The 16,706-nt window shown below is 42.3% G+C and carries 14 protein-coding genes and 3 pseudogenes; 8 read left to right on the forward strand and 9 right to left on the reverse strand.

Features of this window, described 5'->3' with window-relative positions; translation table 11 throughout:
- Positions 1 to 144: 144 nt before the first annotated feature.
- Complete coding sequence (locus ACRQ5D_RS05380) at positions 145 to 558, forward strand: hypothetical protein (RefSeq protein ID WP_091171635.1); 414 nt, start codon at positions 145 to 147, stop codon at positions 556 to 558.
- A gap of 8 nt (positions 559 to 566) precedes the next feature.
- Here ACRQ5D_RS05380 and ACRQ5D_RS05385 read toward each other — a convergent pair whose 3' ends face one another.
- A complete protein-coding gene (locus tag ACRQ5D_RS05385; RefSeq protein WP_091171634.1) occupies positions 567 to 1,193 on the reverse strand; it encodes a thiamine phosphate synthase in 627 nt (208 codons plus the stop codon).
- A 119-nt stretch (positions 1,194 to 1,312) separates the two neighbouring features.
- Positions 1,313 to 2,872: an alkaline phosphatase PafA gene (gene pafA, locus ACRQ5D_RS05390; RefSeq protein WP_432328522.1), complete on the reverse strand. Its 1,560-nt coding sequence runs from the start codon at positions 2,870 to 2,872 to the stop codon at positions 1,313 to 1,315.
- 347 nt (positions 2,873 to 3,219) lie between these two features.
- Between pafA and ACRQ5D_RS05395 the strand changes: the two are divergent.
- The 4 genes and pseudogenes from ACRQ5D_RS05395 to ACRQ5D_RS05410 all read left to right on the forward strand — a co-directional run bounded on the left by ACRQ5D_RS05395 (position 3,220) and on the right by ACRQ5D_RS05410 (position 7,476).
- Positions 3,220 to 4,754 (forward strand): annotated as a pseudogene (locus ACRQ5D_RS05395) (carboxylesterase/lipase family protein).
- A gap of 170 nt (positions 4,755 to 4,924) precedes the next feature.
- Positions 4,925 to 6,199 carry a hypothetical protein gene (locus ACRQ5D_RS05400; RefSeq protein ID WP_091171626.1) on the forward strand — a complete coding sequence of 425 codons (1,275 nt, stop codon included), beginning with the start codon at positions 4,925 to 4,927 and terminating at the stop codon, positions 6,197 to 6,199.
- Between the two features lie 281 nt (positions 6,200 to 6,480).
- A complete protein-coding gene (gene greA, locus ACRQ5D_RS05405) occupies positions 6,481 to 6,954 on the forward strand; it encodes a transcription elongation factor GreA (RefSeq protein WP_090530524.1) in 474 nt (157 codons plus the stop codon).
- Positions 6,955 to 7,080: 126 nt separating this feature from the next.
- Positions 7,081 to 7,476: an HIT family protein gene (locus ACRQ5D_RS05410; protein ID WP_091171991.1), complete on the forward strand. Its 396-nt coding sequence runs from the start codon at positions 7,081 to 7,083 to the stop codon at positions 7,474 to 7,476.
- A 114-nt stretch (positions 7,477 to 7,590) separates the two neighbouring features.
- Here the strand turns inward: ACRQ5D_RS05410 and ACRQ5D_RS05415 are convergent.
- The 5 genes and pseudogenes from ACRQ5D_RS05415 to ACRQ5D_RS05435 form a co-directional block, all read right to left on the reverse strand.
- Positions 7,591 to 8,898 (reverse strand): annotated as a pseudogene (locus ACRQ5D_RS05415) (carbohydrate porin).
- 36 nt (positions 8,899 to 8,934) lie between these two features.
- On the reverse strand, positions 8,935 to 9,585 hold the full coding sequence (locus ACRQ5D_RS05420; RefSeq protein ID WP_091171622.1) for an HD domain-containing protein: 651 nt from the start codon (positions 9,583 to 9,585) through the stop codon (positions 8,935 to 8,937).
- Positions 9,586 to 9,638: 53 nt separating this feature from the next.
- Complete coding sequence (locus ACRQ5D_RS05425; RefSeq protein ID WP_091171621.1) at positions 9,639 to 9,878, reverse strand: helix-turn-helix domain-containing protein; 240 nt, start codon at positions 9,876 to 9,878, stop codon at positions 9,639 to 9,641.
- Positions 9,879 to 10,127: 249 nt separating this feature from the next.
- A complete protein-coding gene (locus tag ACRQ5D_RS05430; protein WP_091171619.1) occupies positions 10,128 to 10,625 on the reverse strand; it encodes a hypothetical protein in 498 nt (165 codons plus the stop codon).
- Positions 10,626 to 11,801, reverse strand: a complete 1,176-nt coding sequence (locus ACRQ5D_RS05435) for a THUMP domain-containing class I SAM-dependent RNA methyltransferase (RefSeq protein WP_091171618.1) — start codon at positions 11,799 to 11,801, stop codon at positions 10,626 to 10,628.
- An 88-nt stretch (positions 11,802 to 11,889) separates the two neighbouring features.
- Between ACRQ5D_RS05435 and ACRQ5D_RS05440 the strand changes: the two are divergent.
- From ACRQ5D_RS05440 to ACRQ5D_RS05450, 3 genes and pseudogenes are all read left to right on the forward strand, one after another.
- Positions 11,890 to 12,257, forward strand: a pseudogene (locus ACRQ5D_RS05440) (DUF3127 domain-containing protein).
- 221 nt (positions 12,258 to 12,478) lie between these two features.
- A complete protein-coding gene (locus tag ACRQ5D_RS05445; protein WP_091171615.1) occupies positions 12,479 to 14,290 on the forward strand; it encodes a sensor histidine kinase in 1,812 nt (603 codons plus the stop codon).
- Between the two features lie 128 nt (positions 14,291 to 14,418).
- Entirely contained in the window at positions 14,419 to 15,111 is a 693-nt protein-coding gene (locus tag ACRQ5D_RS05450; protein ID WP_091171612.1) for a response regulator transcription factor, read from the forward strand.
- A 136-nt stretch (positions 15,112 to 15,247) separates the two neighbouring features.
- Here the strand turns inward: ACRQ5D_RS05450 and ACRQ5D_RS05455 are convergent, their stop codons facing one another.
- Together ACRQ5D_RS05455 and ACRQ5D_RS05460 are read right to left on the reverse strand one after the other, a co-directional pair.
- Positions 15,248 to 15,715 (reverse strand): phosphatidylglycerophosphatase A family protein, encoded by a 468-nt coding sequence (locus ACRQ5D_RS05455; RefSeq protein WP_091171610.1) that lies wholly within the window; start codon positions 15,713 to 15,715, stop codon positions 15,248 to 15,250.
- Positions 15,716 to 15,882: 167 nt separating this feature from the next.
- A complete protein-coding gene (locus tag ACRQ5D_RS05460; RefSeq protein WP_091171608.1) occupies positions 15,883 to 16,704 on the reverse strand; it encodes a TerC family protein in 822 nt (273 codons plus the stop codon).
- Between the last annotated feature and the right edge of the window lie 2 nt (positions 16,705 to 16,706).

A 16,706-nucleotide genomic window follows, 5' to 3' on the forward strand; every position in this document is an offset into this window, starting at 1 on the left:
GATGGAACAGATGAATATTAAATGAAAATATAAAGATGGGGTTTTTATTGATTGCTGAAACCAAATCAAAGTTTTATGACGGTAGAATAATATAAAAAGGTCACCTTTTTATTTGCAGGGTATTAATGATAAATAAACCTCATCATGAAAGCAAAAATTTTATTGTTCGTGCCTTTATTATTCACAGGCTGCATCACGGATTATTACGACCGGCGTTTATCTGTTATTAATAAATCGTCGGTTCACGTTGCTGTGGAGGTAGTTAACGATACAACTGTGCGAACAGAAAATGGCATTCCATATTATCAATCGCATGTGATAGCACCTAATGACACCTCTTTTATAACAAAGTCGGGAAAAAATGCCTGGCTTGAGTATATTAATAAAGGGAAAACCAAAACTCTGTACGCTTATTTTTTTGACATCGATAGCTTAAATAAATATCAAAAGGGAGGTGCCGATATGAGTTATTTGCTTGGAAATAAAAAGTATTTAAAAAGACTCGATTATACGCTTGATGAATTAAAAAGGGTCGATTGGCAGATCAAATACCGATAGGGTCTGAATCAATACATCTTCCTGTAAAACTCCTTCAACTTCGCAGCCGGGTCTGCAGCCAAATTAATGGCCGACGATATTGCGATACCATCGATGCCTGTTTGGAGCAAGGGGCCTACATCATCTGGTTGGATGCCGCCTGCTGCTATCACCGGGATATGGATGCCCAGTTTCTCCAGTTCACGATACCCATTAAAACCAAGCACCTTATGTACGCTGGACACATCATTTAATGCGGATGCAAATGGCCCGTAAACATAATAATCAACCACTCCGGTACTTTGTAATTTCAATAATTCATCAGCACCTGCCGCCGATACGCCAAGAGTTTTATCCGGGCCGATAATCTTGCGGATACTGGCCAGATCGGCATCACTATCATCTATGTGCACACCCTGCGCATCAACCCGGTCAAGCAAGCCGTAATGATTAGCGATAATGAGCGTTGCACCCCAGTCGTCGCAAATTTCGGCTATTTGGTTTATCTCATCAATCAGCTCATCTTCGGGTTTGGTAAGGCAACGGTGTTGTACCCAGTTTGCGCCCGCACCGCAAGCCATCTGCACCTGTTGTACGTGGCTAAAACCGGGCAGATCATTTATAAGATAATGAAATTTAGAAATGTATTTTTTCATTTTATTAAGTCCGAATTTGGTCAAACCCGAAAGTCGGAAAGTTTTTAATTATTAACCGAAAAGTCCGAAAGTTTTGTGTTGTAAACTTTCGGACTTTTCCGGCTTTCCTGACTTCAGACTTAGTTTTTCAGCACTTCGCTGATCGTTTTACCTACACAGCCATCAGGAGCCTGGATATGAAGTAGCGATGCTACAGTAGCCGAAATATCGGTCATATGTGTTTGGCGGGTAAGGCTGCCATGCTTAATGCCCCAGCCCATAAATACCAATGGGATATGCGAATCATAAGGATTCCAGGTGCCGTGTGTAGTACCGGTTGGCCCGCGGTCGTTTGTGCCGTGGCCGGTATACCATGCAGGTTTCAGGATGATCTGGATAGCACCGCTATGCTCGGCATTATAACCGTTAATGATCATACTGCGCAGCTCATCGGGAATATTGGCTTCCTGTATTTTTTGCAGGTCGATTGCATAGGCAATGCCTGGTTGTTTCTTCAGGTATGCGATGCAATCTAACTTTAGCGCATCTTCGCTAACGCCTGCTTTTGCAAGGGCCGCGTTATTAAAATTAACCTGGTAATTATCCATACTGATGATCAGGTTATCCACTTTGTATTTATCGCTGATCATCGTGTTCATTTCTTTTGCAGCTTTTCCCTCGTCCCAAACACCTGCCGGGATGTTATGATCTTTCAAGAAGTTAGGGTTGTGGGCAGCGCCGTGGTCGGCACTCAGGAAAACCGAATAATTGCCTTTACCTACAGTTGCATCTAAATAATTGAAAAACGCGGCCAGGTCCTGGTCAAGCCTTAAATAAGTGTCTTCAACCTCAACAGAGTTAGGGCCAAACTGGTGACCAACATAATCTGTTGATGAAAGGCTAACGGCTAAAAAGTCGGTTACTATGTTTTTGCCCAGTTTTTCGCCCTCAATAGCAGCTTTAGCCAGGTCGAGCGTCATGGTGTTGCCGAACGGAGTAGAACGGATCATGCCAATATGGCCCTTATAAAGTTCGGATGTTTTGACCGGTAAGGTTGGTGTAGCGGCACCGGCAAATTTACCTTCATAACGATCGCTGTTATCGGGTGCGCTTTGTACATACGTCTTAATAGGATATAACGGGTTCCAGTCCTGCTTCAGGTATTTTTCAGCAATTTTTTGATTGTTGAAGGTTTTAACCCAGGCGGGCAGGTCATTCATGTAATAAGTACTGGTGATCCAGTTACCGCTGGCATCATCAAACCAGTAAGCAGCATTGGCCGAGTGACCGGCAGGCAGGATGCCGCCGCGATCTTTTAATGCTATGCCGATAACCTTTGAGCGAAAGTTAGTAGCCAGCCTCAATTCATCGGTAACTGTGCTAACCAGCAAGTTGCGGGGCGACATTTGTCCTGCTTTTGAAGTGCTGCCAACGGCTACAACCGTGCTGTCGTCGGTACAATACATGGATTTACCCGTAGCCTGGATAATGAAATCGTTACCCACTATGCCATGTATGGCGGGGATGGATCCGGTATAGATACAGGTATGGCCGGCAGCTGTTACCGTTGGGATATAGTCGATATTGGTATTTTCGCAGGTGAAGCCCTCATTAAGCATGCGCTTAAAGCCACCGGCTTGGTAACGGTCATAATAGCGATACAGGTAATCCCAACGCATTTGGTCAACCACCAAACCCACAACTAATTTTGGGCGTGGAATTGATGCAGATGCCGGGGCAGCCGTTGTAGTTTTCTTTTTTGGGCCGATACCGAAACGGTAGCGAAGGACAGGGAAATAAGCAGCAGATGTTTAAACTTCATCGCGAAAAAAGATTTTTGATTTCGCCAAATATCAGCAAAGCATTTAAAATGCAATGTGATGCTTTTGTTAAATATAGAGGATTGTTACAGAAACCCCCACCCAAACCCTCCCCGGAAGGGGAGACTTTAAAGCCCTCTCTTCCGGGGAGGGTTTGGGTGGGGCCGTGTTTACAAAATGCCCAAATCTTTGTAAGTTTAGCAAACCAATCATTAAACCTATAATCAATGAAACGCATCCTTTTATTGCCGCTTTTGCTGCTGGCTTGCTCTGTCGTCGCTCAAAATAAAAACCCTGATGTTGTTACTACTGATGCAGGTAAAGTATCAGGCTTAACCAATCAGGCGGGCGATGTGCATATTTATAAAGGTATTCCCTTTGCAGCGCCACCGGTTGGTGATTTACGCTGGAAGGAACCACAGCCGGTAAAGCCCTGGGACGACGTTAAAAAATGCACTGATTTTGCGGCCAGCCCAATGCGGGGTAAACCAGACCCCTTTGGTGTTTACACGCGCGAATTCCTGATCCCCTATGAGCCCATCAGCGAAGACTGCCTGTATCTTAATGTATGGACTGCCGCAAAAACACCGTCAGAAAAACGCCCTGTGCTGGTTTATATTTATGGCGGTGGATTTGTAAGTGGTGGAGCTGGCGTACCTATTTATGATGGCGAGGCGATGGCTAAAAAAGGGATCATATTTGTGGTTATTAATTACCGCGTCGGGATTTTTGGTTTCTTCGCCCATCCCGAATTAACCAGGGAATCGCCGCATAATGCATCAGGGAATTATGGTTTGATGGATCAGCTGGCTGCATTAACATGGGTAAAAAGAATATCGCGGCTTTCGGTGGAGACCCGGATAAGGTTACCATAGCGGGGCAGTCGGCAGGTTCCATGAGTGTAAATTGTTTGGTGGCATCGCCATTAGGTAAAGGGTTGTTCGGTGGTGCAATTGCCGAAAGCGGGGCCAGTTTTATCAGTCAGCAAGGATCAGGCGGGTTGCGGGAAGCAGAGGCAGCCGGTGTAAAAACAGCGACTACCTTGGGTGCAAGCACCATTGCCGAACTAAGGAGTAAACCCGCTGCCGAACTGGTTGGCAAAGGCCAAAGCCGCCCGGTTATTGACGGCTATGTTTTACCCGCAACCATCGCTGATATTTTTAATGAGCATAAACAAAACGATGTGCCTGTACTTACCGGCTGGAACGAAGACGACGCTTTTGTCGGTCCGCCAAAAACTGCTGAAGAGTATAAAAAGATGATAAAAAGCCAATATGGTGCCGATGCTGATGCATTTTTAAAACTATATCCGGCGGGTTCGGACCAGGAAGCCGCGACCTCCCAAACACGGATAAACCGCGATCAGATCTTCGGGATGCAGAATTATACCTGGGCCAATGTGCAAAGTAAAAAGGCGAAGTCGAAAATCTATGTTTACCGTTTTATCCGCCGCCTGCCTGCCACTGCCGATTTTGTAAAATACGGCGCTTTCCATACTGGCGAGGTTGCTTATGCCTATGATAACCTCAAATTCCTGAACCGGCCATGGGGACCTGTCGATCAGCAACTGGCCAATACAATGAGCACTTACTGGGTTAATTTCGTTAAAACCGGTAACCCGAACGGGAAAGGCGTACCTGCATGGCCGGCTTATACAACAAGTGATCATAAAATAATGATATTGGGTGAGAAGCCGGGCGCAAAACCTTTGCCGGATAAAGCCGCTTTGGATTTTATGGTGAAGAAGGCCAACGGAAAGTAATACATAGATAAAGACCCAGATAATAAACGCTGCCAGATACATTTAGGTAGGGAAGTCTTAAACACCCCGCTTAAGAAACTGATGAGACAGCCAGGCTTGAAATGTTAGCGGATACCATAAAACAAAAGGATACGAAACTCCAGATTAATTAAAGTGCTACCTATATTTTAATGAAAGAAACCCACCTTATCAAACAAAAATTTAAAAGCGCCATCCGACGGGGAACCGGCGAAGCGTATTTACTACTGCAACGCTATCCCGGTATTGATTTTTCGGGAGAGATCATCAAAGCCTGTGTCAAAAACTTCTCGTACGATGGACAATGCGAAGGCAGCAGAGGGGAATATCTTTTTGAACTTATTGGCCTTTCGGGGAAAAAAGACAAAATAAAGAAAGCAGTATTAAAAGCCCTGCTAAAACCTCAGAAAGATACCTGGACACTGACACAGCTTTTCAGCCTGGCTAAAATGTTTGCCCGACAAGATGATGCAGAAGCCCGGAAAACCATTTACGATGCCTTTGTTCACAATCCTATTTGGCGATCGGATTGGGCCGGTACCTCAGACATTATACAACTTGATGGTATTGAAGGCTTGAAATTTATTGCTGAAGAATTTGGCAAACGCCTTGAAGCAGATCCGGGAGACTGGCAGGACGAGGACCTCATTAATCAATTTCAAAAAGAAAACCCGGAAACCGACACCTGGGTGCAACTGGATATCAGTGCCAAACAAAATCGCTTTATAAAGATCTACATCGATTCGGTGAGGGAAAACATGGCACAGCGTGCCACAAAGGTAAAACCACCGGAACCCGTTTATAAAAATATAGTTGAGGAAACGCTGTTGAGACAAAGCCAACTTTGGTTTTACAATAGGAAACTAAAAAGCACCGAACTTAAATCAATCGGTCAGCAACTTATAATTGAACGAAAGAAAAGTAACCGGGAAAAATTACTTAAAGTTTTTACAAAGCATCCATTTCCTCTTGACAAAGAATTTCTTTTTGATTGGGCTTGTAAACATCCGGCAAAGAACAGAAGAGTTGTGACATTCGCTATTCAAGCGCTTAGTCTTTTTAAAAATAAAAGCATCAGGGAGTTCGCTTTAAAACAAATTGCTATTGGTAAACAGCCAACACTATTTGTTGAGCTTTTAAAAGAAAATTATAAAAAGGGAGATCATAAACTGTTGACAACCCTCATAGCAAACAGCAATAAAGGCATTGAATTAGAGGGTTTGATAATTGACATTACTAATATCTATTATGCCAATAAAACTCCGGAATGCCGGGAGCCATTGGAGGCACTTTATGATAAACACAACTGCGGTATGTGCCGGAAACATGTTGTTGAAATATTAAAGAACAATAATGTGCTAAGTGAGCGAATAAAAAATGAGATCAGGTTTGATTGCAATGAGGATACGCGGAAACTGTATAATTGACCATATTATTCCGATAATCCTGTTTGTGTATACTTAGCTCCAACTTTACCAATGAATAACAAGGCATTGTGTAATAACGTAACAAAAAAATTCCCTTCTTAAAAATTTGGATAATAAAACTTAAATCACTTATCTTCGTTAATTACCAAAACGCAAGACTATGTAAGCAGAGGGCTTACATAGTCTTGTTTGCTTTTATAAGCATTGCGTCCTTTCTTAAAACAGGGAAGGGCGGTTTTTTTGGTTGATTAACAGTAATAATATTAATTAATTTTTGCGTTATGGCAGAGGTATCATACTATACCAAAGATGGTTTAGAGAAATTAAAAGAAGAACTACAGAGATTAAAAACAACCGGCCGTGCCGATATATCAAAAGCTATTGCTGAGGCACGCGACAAAGGCGATCTGTCGGAAAATGCCGAATACGATGCGGCTAAAGAAGCTCAGGGCTTACATGAGGCCAAAATAGCCCAGATGCAGGAAACATTGGCCAATGCGCGCCTGCTTGATGAATCAAAACTTGACGTTTCGAAGGTACTTGCATTGTCGATAGTAAAGATCAAGAACCTGAAAAACGGAGCTACCATGAGTTATCAGCTGGTATCAGAGAGTGAAGCCGATCTTAAAACCGGTAAAATCTCGGTAGCGTCGCCGATAGCTAAAGGCCTGCTTGGCAAAAAGGTTGGTGAAAAAACCGAGATCACCGTACCTGCAGGTAAAATTGAATTCGAGATCCTGGAAATAAGCAGATAATTTAATTAGGTGAGTGGTTTATTATGTTGATTGGGTTTTATCCAGCTGTCATAATTAACTGCTTACCTGAATAATTTGCGCTATAAAAGAAACACTCATCCAATCAACATAATCAACCACTCACCAATAATGACCATCTTTTCAAAAATAGTTGCAGGCGAGATCCCCGCTTATAAAGTGGCCGAGAACGATGAATTTCTGGCTTTTTTGGATATTTTTCCGCTTACGGAAGGTCACCTGCTGGTGATCCCAAAGAAGGAGGTTGATTATCTTTTTGATTTGGACGATGATACTTATATAGGCTTACAGGTATTTGCCAAAAAAGTAGCCCTCGGTTTAAAAAAGGCTGTTCCCTGCCCACGGGTTGGAGTAGCAGTTATGGGCCTTGATGTGCCCCATGCGCATATCCATCTTATACCGATGAATGATATGAGCAGCATTAACTTTTCGCTCCCTAAACAAAAATTCACCCCCGAACAATTTAACACTACCGCCGAGAAGATCAGACAGGCAATCAGTTAACAATTGGGATAACATTAATCAAGCTATTAGCTATTAGTTTTGCTCATGCTGCTTTTAGCTTATATATAAACAAAAAGGCCTCATCATAATATAAGTGACGAGGCCTTTTTATGTTTAAAACTCCACATGTGCCCTTAGCGAAAAGACATTTACCGGTCCCCTGTCCTTATTATAGGCCGGGTTGAGTAAAAACTGGTAACCGGGTGTAAGCCAGAACTTTTTTGATATGCGTTTATTTTATAATCAAGTTCGGCAATAAATTCGGTGCCGTAATTAAGCTTGCCATCGCCTATAATAAAACCGTAGCCGCCGGCTGCAAGATAATCACGATGGGCGTTTGAGATGCCGTTGGCTACAAAAGCCAGGCCCAGTTCTGTCATCGCCGCGGTTCCATGAACTTCCTTTAAGTACGCCGCCAAAACTCAATGACCGGTCAATCTCGGTAAAATACCATGTTTGGGTTTTACCATCATTATAACTCACTTTGGCAAATACCCCAAAATCTTTGGTCAGATATTGGTCGGCGCTGATGCCGAAACCATATTTGTGCCTGCCATAAGCTTGTGTGGTATCAACATTGGGGGCAACAGGGCTTTGCGCGAGTGCCAGGCGATAATCTCCCATTTTGCCATTATTATGGAAACCTAAGATCCTGAAGGTACCTTTTTGGCCGTTAAGTGTATAGCGTTTTTCATATTCTAAGGTCTGGGTGTTTGCTTTACCAATTTTTTGATCCCAAATGGCGCCGTTGGCGGTAGTGGTTGACATGGTAAAGGCAAAACGCAAAGTCCAGTTAGGTTGCCCTAATTCGGTATGGATCCCCATAACATATCCGCGGGTATTGGCGGGATAATCCCATGCGCCGTTATCCATTAAGCTCCAGTTCATGAACTGCGTACGCGGATCATGGCTAAATTCATTGCCGTCATAAAAATCGGCCATACCAAATTTACCTACGGTAACCGAAAAGTAACGCTTGCTTTTTAAACCGGCTAACTGGTTGGCATCATCGCTAATGGTGTCTTTATCCTTGCCCCATTCAAAGTTTTGGGTAAAATATAAGCGGGCGATGTAGATTTTCGGCTCTGCGCCGCCTACACGAAAAGTTTCGCCATTAGGGAAACCTGCCGCACCCAGCGTTTTGCTCAGGCCCGATCCGCCCGAAAGTTCGGGATTAAAATAAGCTTCGGCGCCTTTCCAGAGCCTTGCACCGCCAAAAAGCGTAGTGGTAATTGAGCTTTGTGTTTCTTCTTTGGTAAGTAAACTATTGTCGCCGTTATAATCGGCATGAAACGATGGTTTGTATTGGGTAATTACTGTTTGCTGGAAATGGAAGTTGAACCGCTGACGTTTAGCTGTATCCTGCCCCAAAGCGACGGCGGTAATTAATACGGGTATTATAGTAAGTATAAGTTTTTTCATGGGCTGTCAATTTTGGCGCAAAAGTAAGCTTTCACGTTAACTTGAACCACATTCGTCAAAAAACTGTTTTAAATAATGCTCCATAAATGTGTGCCTTTGTTCGGCAAGTGCCTTACCGGCAGGCGTATTCATTTTATTTTTAAGTAGTAATAGCTTTTCGTAAAAGTGATTAATAGTTGGTGCGGTAGTGTTTTTATATTCTTCCCTGGTCATGTTAAGGTTTGGCGGGATCTCGGGATTGTACAATTCGCGGCCTTTAAAGCCTCCATAGGTAAAGGCACGGGCAATACCGATGGCGCCAATAGCATCCAGCCTGTCGGCATCCTGTACTACAGCCAGTTCGGGCGAATGAAAGGAGGGTTTATCAAAGCTGGCCTTGAACGACATATGCCTGATGATCTGTTGCACATGTTCGGTAACACCAGTATCAACATTCATGCTTTGCAGGTAATTGCCGGCAGTACGCGGGCCAATCTCTTCATCGCCGTTATGAAACTTACTATCGGCAATGTCATGTAGCAGGGCAGCAAGTTCAACTACCAACTGATCGGTTTTTTCTGTTTGATTGATGAGCTTCGCGTTTGTCCAAACACGGTGAATATGCCACCAGTCGTGACCACCTTCGGCGTCACTGAGCGTATTGCGCACAAAATTTGCAGTGGCTTCAATGATTTTATTATGTTCCATCTTTTGCAAAGATACTAAGCAAAAGACAGAACAATGGGGTTGTGTATAAAACGTTAAGCAGCGGCTATTTTTTCTGTATCGATAAGTTCGGCAACTTCAATCTCCAAAATAGCGGAAATCTGAAAAAGCCTTTCCACTGTTATTTTTGTATAACCTAACTCAATTTTGCTATACGCGTTTTGTGATATACCCAGCTTGGCTGCAAGGTATTCCTGGGTGTAATTTAATCCCTCCCTGGTATGCCTTATGTTAGCAGCTATAGCCTTGATCTTTAAATTTAGCATATCTTTCATCCATTTACTTATTAGTTCGATTATAAATAACGAAAATAATGGGGTTATGGATTTCAAAATTTTCAATTTTTTTAATGGCTAACCAATTGAAAAGCTGATATTTTATACTTTTTTAATTAAAAATTAACAGCCCTTTATAAGAGCCGGTATAAATACATAGGTTTTAACAACCATATTAATTAATAATAAAGACAAAAAAAGCGACAGGCCGCAAAGTCTGTCGCTTCCAAATTCCTTTTTATTAAAAAACTACTCGCTTAAATTGTAACTAACAATTACCGTGGGCAATAAAGTAGCCGTTTCAAGCGGTACCTGGTTATAAGATATGATTGGCTTGCGTTTGCTGTAATAATCAAATGCCGCCTTTATAGTAGCATTGCTTGTATTTGTCGGCGCATTAAAGTTAATGGAAAACGGCAAAATAAAATCATGCAGTTTTTCATGATCGGGGATGATCCATTTATGATTTGATTTTTTTAGCGCCTCAATGATGGGTACTACCAGTATGGCATCATCGGCATAGTAAACAATTATTTTTTTAATCAAACCTTTTTCATCAGCGGTAAATTTAAACACCGCTGTTCCGCTTGCTTTCTTTTTAATGATTTCGGGCGATACAACAAGACTGTCTTTAAAAAAGCGGTTCATAATAGGACTACCGCCCTGAAACGGAAATGCCAATTGCGCTTGTGCTTTAACCAGTACTGATGATAAAATAAGTGTTATAAATAACAGGATCTTTTTCATTTAATTTTCTTCTTTCGGTTCGCGTTTGCTGCCCTGGTATAATTCATACTCAAACAAGCGGCAATCAAGCTTACCATTATAAAATTCAATTTTTCGGGCTGCCTTCAGGCCTATCTTTTTGGCCAGGTCGGGATTACCCGTAAAAACGTAACCATTATACCCGAGGCATTTCTTTTTCATAAAATCACCCATACGCTTATAGGTGATCTCCAGCTTAGTGTGTACGCCTAAGCGCTCACCGTATTCGGGGTTAAACATTACTACACCAGTTTCTGCCGGAACCTCAGTATCTTCAAAATCACAAACGGCAAAATCGATCAAATGTTCTACGCCGGCTGTTCTGGCATTTTTACGGGCGATGTCAACTGCGTCTTCAGAGATATCAGTGGCAATGATTTTAAAGCCGGTTTCCTTTTTTGCTTTATCTTTTAAATTGCGGCGTTCGGCAAAAAATACGGTTTCATCGTAACCCAGTATGTGCATAAAACCATAATTCATCCTGAACAAACCCGGAGATTTATCAGTAGCCAGCAATGCTGCTTCAATAGCCAGGGTACCCGAACCGCACATAGGGTTAATGAATGTGCTTTTCATATCCCATTTAGTAGCCATAATGGTTGATGCGGCCAAAGCCTCAAGCATTGGTGCCTTGCCGGGTATCTTACGGTAGCTGTGCTTGGCCAGGGTTTCGCCCGATGTATCCAGGAAAATTTCGGCACGGTCATCCTGCCAGTAAAGATGTACCAGGGTTTTATTAACCTCCGGGCCCGAATCGGGCCTGATACCTTTAATGGATTTGATCCTGTCGGCAATGGCATCCTTTACTTTTACATTGGCAAACAGCGGGGTAAGGATGTGCTCGTTATTTACATTTGATGATACCGAGAAATAGCCGGTAAAATCAATCAGCTTTTCCCACTCAATGGTTACCAGCTCATCGTAAAGCTCTTTCGGGTCGCGGGCGGTAAAAGTTTTTAACGAATACAGGATCTGGCTTGCGCAGCGCAAGTTCAAATTAAGCGGAATAGTATCTGTAACGGTCCCTTTTAGTTCAACCCCGGTAGGGAAAACGCGGACCGGCTCATAGCCTAAAGCTTCAACCTCCCTTTGCAGGTAAGGCGAAAGCCTTTTGTTACATGTAATTATGATTTTACTTTCGGTGTGGAAAACTTGCATATTAATTCGGTAAAATTAAGAATTAAAAAGCCCCTATTTTAATTTCTTACTATTAACTTTACATTTTTAAATTATTTGAAGACTAATTATGGAAGTTAAAGGTAAGGTACATGAAGTATCGGCTACCCAGCAAGTAACCGATTCACTTAAAAAACGCGAACTTATACTTGAATATATTGAGAACCCTCAATACCCTGAATATTTAAAGTTTGAGGCTATACAGGATCGTTGCAATTTACTGGATAACGTAAAAGTTGGGGACGATGTAGAGGTTTCTTTTAACCTTAAAGGCCGCCCGTGGACAGATAAAATGGGTAAAAAACCTATTTTAACTCATTGCAGTTATGGAGGGTTACCCCGCTGGCTGCTGCTAACAACGCGCCTGCTGCACCGCAATATGCAGCTCCGTCAGCTGATATCAGCTCATCGGCCGATGATGATGATCTGCCATTCTAATAAATAAAGAAAAGCATAAGTAAAATATTTCAAGAGGCCCTGTTAATGGGCCTTTTGTTGTTTATACGCTGCCCGTTATAACCCATAGCCTTAAACAGACATCTTAATAATTGATACAATAAAATATTAAGCAGCAGAGTTTTAAATTGAATGTACATTTGTTAAATTTTGTTAAATGCAATTTTTGTGTGCGGATTTAGGATAATTTTGTTTGTTAATAAATGAAGAAAAGGAGCATAGGTTTAATTATTGGCTTAATGAGCTTTGCGTTGCTGGGCGTAATGGCTATGCAATTTTATTTTCTGAGGCAATCATACCAGATGCAGTCTGATTCGTTCGATCGCCAGGTAAGGGAGGCTATGAACAATGTGGTAGATAAGGTTACCCGCCAGGATGCGAATAACTTTTTGAAAACCAAAACCCAGCAAGCTACCATTAGCACCGATAATGAAGAACAGGACATAAGCACGATAAAAGTAGCGGGAATACCAAAAACAAAAAAACATTCATCTGCCCGCGAAAAACGGATTGCTTTACTGCGCGATAGTTTGCAGCGCATGATCCAGCGCAGAAAAATGGATGATGAGCTTAACGGCTTACTACAAACAGAAGGTACGGTTGATTTTAAAGTACGTGTAGAAGAATATACAGACGAGTTTGGCGTAGTACATGAGCAACTTACACCCGAGATAGTGCATACGCGTATTACCCGCAGGGTAGGTCATCCTAAAAAACTTCATAAGTATGATACCTTGAGGTATGTCTACGTCGACCCCCAGTTTGGCAAACAAATGATCTCGGTACCGCGTATCAATCCGTTATGGGTACAGGAACAAACCCGTAAGCAAAAGGAACGGCAGGTTCAACAAATAAAAAAAATGCTGGAGACCGATTCGCTTGAAAAGGCTAACAGTTTGAGCAATAAGCCCACAGTTATTGAAAACCTGGCCGAAGAATACCGTAAATCGGGCGAACCGTTGAATAAACGGATCAACCCTTTCTGGATAGATTCGTTACTGCGTTTTGAGCTGCATAATAAAGGCATTTTTCTGCCTTTCAGCTACGAAGTAACAACCGCCAACAGCGACTCGCTCATATTTTCAAATGCCAGCGACAGCCAGGGCGAAAAGCTGCCTGTGTTTGTAGCGGCAAATACTTACCAAACACCCATTTTTACCAAAGAGGTGATCAACGACCCCGGAAAGATCAGGCTTTCGTTTCCGCAAAAAAACTCATTGATCTTAAGCAATATGACTGCTACCATGGCTACAACCGGCGGCCTTACCATGGTGCTGATCCTTTGCTTCGGTTATACTATATTTTCGATATTGAGGCAGAAAAAGATCTCCGAAATGAAGATCGATTTCATTAACAACATGACCCACGAGTTTAAAACCCCGGTGTCAACCATCATGATTGCCAGTGAAGCTTTAAGGGATAATGAAATTGCCGAAGATAAAAACCGGGTAGCCCGTTTAGCGAACATCATTTTTGAAGAGAACGCCCGCTTGGGCAGCCATATAGAGCGTGTATTAAACATTGCCCGCATTGAGCGTAACGATTTTAAACTGGATAAAAAACCGGTTGATGTAAATGAAATGGTTACCATAGTGCTTGACAGTATGGCGCTCAAACTGCAAAAATGCAATGCTAAAACCACACTGCACCTTGATGCCGAAAAAGCCTATATCATTGCTGATGAGCTGCATTTTTCGAACGTATTATACAACCTGGTTGATAACGCCATTAAATACAGCAACGAAGCGCCTGATATAACTATAAGTACTTTTGTTAAAAACGGGCAAATTGTTATTAAAGTAGCTGATAAAGGTATAGGCATGAGCCGCGACCAGCAATCAAAAATATTTGAACAATTTTATCGCATCCCTACCGGCAACGTGCACAACGTTAAAGGTTTTGGGTTGGGCTTAAGCTATGTTAATACCATAGTAAAACGCCTGAACGGTACCATAAGCGTGAGATCAGAAAAAGAAAAGGGCTCGGAGTTTGAGCTGAAGTTTGCAGTGGCGTAATTGTTAAGTCGGAAAGTCGGGATGTCCGAAAGTCCGTAAGATAAGCTCAGCCACTTAATAAATAAAGACTTACGGACTTTCCGACCTCGGACTTCCGGACTAAAAAATCTTCCTGACTTGGAAAATATATGAAGAAAATACTACTGGTTGAGGATGATGCCAATTTAGGCCTGTTACTGCAAGACTACCTGCAATTGAAAGGTAAGTTTGATGTGGTTTTATGTAAAGATGGCGAAGAAGGCCTACGCGCCTTTACCAAACAAACATATGACTTGCTGATACTGGATGTTATGATGCCTAAAAAGGACGGTTTTACGCTTGGTAAGGATATCCGTAAGATAAATGCCCAGGTGCCTATTATTTTTGCGACTGCCAAAGGCATGATTGAAGATAAAACCCAGGCCTTCAATTTGGGGGGAGATGATTATATCACCAAGCCTTTCCGCATTGAGGAATTACTGCTTCGTATAAATGCGCTGTTAAAACGTACAGATAATATCGGCAAAAAGGAAGAGGAGAAACAAACCTCCTTTAAAATTGGGAAATATACGTTTGATTATACAACCCAGATGATCATGACAACAGACAACCAGCAAAAGCTATCTACCAAAGAGGCCGAATTACTGCGCCTGTTGTGTGTGCATAAAAACGAGGTGCTTACCCGCGAAGAAGCCCTGCTGAACATCTGGCATGATGACAATTATTTTAACGGTCGGAGTATGGATGTATTTTTGAGCAAGATCCGTAAGTATCTGAAAGACGACCCTAACGTGGAGATCATCAACGTACACGGACGGGGGTATAAGCTACTGATTAACTGAACTCAGGGTTAATTTTTGTGTTGAAAAAATTATTTGTGTGATATAGGCCTCAAGGGGGCTTAACCAAGTTAGCTATGTAACCACATATTTGATTTTATGGGCTAGGAAGAGGAAATCTCACAAACCCGCTCTTTCACTAATGTGCTCCAAATTTCATCCACACAAAATATCCAATCCAAAGCAGGATATTGGAGTAAACGCCAGCCAGCACATCATCCATCATTACACCCAAACCACCGCCAAGATCTTCCATTTTGCGTACGCCAAGCGGTTTCACAATATCAAAAAAACGGAACAATACCAATCCGGCTAAAAGGAAATATAAGTTAGCAGGGATAAAAAGCATAGCTATCAGCATTCCGGCAACCTCATCAATTACCACACGCGAGCTGTCTTCGCCCCAGTCGGGTTCAACCTTATTGCCTACAAATACGCCAAGTGCGGTAACAAATATGGTAATAGCCAACAGGTACCAGGGATTTTGCAAAGCCGGGTTTTGCCACAATAACCAGATAAAGCCACAGGTAACAATGGCGGCGTAAGTACCCCCGCCTTTTAAAAAACCGATGCCAAAAATGGAAGCTATTGTTTTATTTAGGAACATTTAATTTGTATCGTTAAAGAATTAAAAATTGTCATTTCGAACGATAGTGAGCAATCTTATACACCTTTCCTGCGGTCATGGCGTAAAGTATAAGATTTCTCTTTCGTCCTCACCCGCTAAAGTACACCCTTCGGCTCTATCGAAATGACAAATAAAGGAATGTATGCCTACTGCTTATCCAGCACATCCTCTGCCGCTTCTGCAACTTCTGGTTCAATAGTATGTCTTTTTGGGAAGTTAAACAGCAATGATGTAAGTACCGGGATAATAAATAACGCTACCGTAAACACCGAAGTGAAAATATCAGCGCTTTCTCCTTCCATCAATTTTGAAAATCCCGCTTCAGGATAAAGGTGGATGAATAACGATGAGGCCAGTTTAATGCCCAGTACACCAATCACGATAAAAGCTACGGTTTCCAGGAAAGTGAATTTTTCCATCAGCCTCACAAAAGCCTGGGCAACAAATCGCATAGCCAGGATCCCGATAAACACGCCAATATAAATTAACATCTTATGGTCAGTAAATGCAACAGCTGCAAAAACGTTATCAATAGAGAAGGCAAGGTCCATCAGCTCCACTAAAGCTATAGTTGCCCACAAATTACCTATCAAACCAACGGTTGAGCGGTAAAGCCAGTTCTTGTTTTTATCAACCGTTTCTTCTTCAGCATCGCCGTCGGCCTTTTTCAGTTTGCCTTTAAAATAATTGAAGCTCAGGTATATCAGGTAAAGGCCTCCAAGTGGTTTCAGCCACCAAACAGATACCAGCCATGCCGCTAAAAACAAACAAACACCCCGTAAAACATATGCACCTATAATACCATAACGTAGTGCTTTTTTACGCTGATGCGGAGGCAGGTCAAGTACCATGGTAGCCAGTACGGCAGCATTATCAACGGATAGGAGGCTCTCAATAACAATCAGGTTTAGGACAATCAATAGGCCGGCCTTAAGGTCGGGGCCAAGCAGGTAATGTAAAAACTCCATAA

This window comes from Mucilaginibacter sp. P25, from assembly GCF_050859465.1.
In the GTDB taxonomy this organism is placed as follows: Bacteria; Bacteroidota; Bacteroidia; order Sphingobacteriales; family Sphingobacteriaceae; genus Mucilaginibacter; species Mucilaginibacter gossypii.

Excerpts from the sequence above, each read along its gene's own strand:
- ACRQ5D_RS05460 (WP_091171608.1), bottom strand. The coding sequence starts at position 16,704 with ATGGAGTTTTTACATTACCTGCTTGGCCCCGACCTTAAGGCCGGCCTA.
- ACRQ5D_RS05400 (WP_091171626.1), top strand. The coding sequence starts at position 4,925 with ATGAAAGAAACCCACCTTATCAAACAAAAATTTAAAAGCGCCATCCGA.
- ACRQ5D_RS05425 (WP_091171621.1), bottom strand. The coding sequence starts at position 9,878 with ATGAAAGATATGCTAAATTTAAAGATCAAGGCTATAGCTGCTAACATA.
- ACRQ5D_RS05420 (WP_091171622.1), bottom strand. The coding sequence starts at position 9,585 with ATGGAACATAATAAAATCATTGAAGCCACTGCAAATTTTGTGCGCAAT.
- ACRQ5D_RS05455 (WP_091171610.1), bottom strand. The coding sequence starts at position 15,715 with ATGTTCCTAAATAAAACAATAGCTTCCATTTTTGGCATCGGTTTTTTA.
- ACRQ5D_RS05445 (WP_091171615.1), top strand. The coding sequence starts at position 12,479 with ATGAAGAAAAGGAGCATAGGTTTAATTATTGGCTTAATGAGCTTTGCG.
- ACRQ5D_RS05385 (WP_091171634.1), bottom strand. The coding sequence starts at position 1,193 with ATGAAAAAATACATTTCTAAATTTCATTATCTTATAAATGATCTGCCC.
- ACRQ5D_RS05435 (WP_091171618.1), bottom strand. The coding sequence starts at position 11,801 with ATGCAAGTTTTCCACACCGAAAGTAAAATCATAATTACATGTAACAAA.
- ACRQ5D_RS05450 (WP_091171612.1), top strand. The coding sequence starts at position 14,419 with ATGAAGAAAATACTACTGGTTGAGGATGATGCCAATTTAGGCCTGTTA.
- ACRQ5D_RS05380 (WP_091171635.1), top strand. The coding sequence starts at position 145 with ATGAAAGCAAAAATTTTATTGTTCGTGCCTTTATTATTCACAGGCTGC.
- ACRQ5D_RS05430 (WP_091171619.1), bottom strand. The coding sequence starts at position 10,625 with ATGAAAAAGATCCTGTTATTTATAACACTTATTTTATCATCAGTACTG.
- greA (WP_090530524.1), top strand. The coding sequence starts at position 6,481 with ATGGCAGAGGTATCATACTATACCAAAGATGGTTTAGAGAAATTAAAA.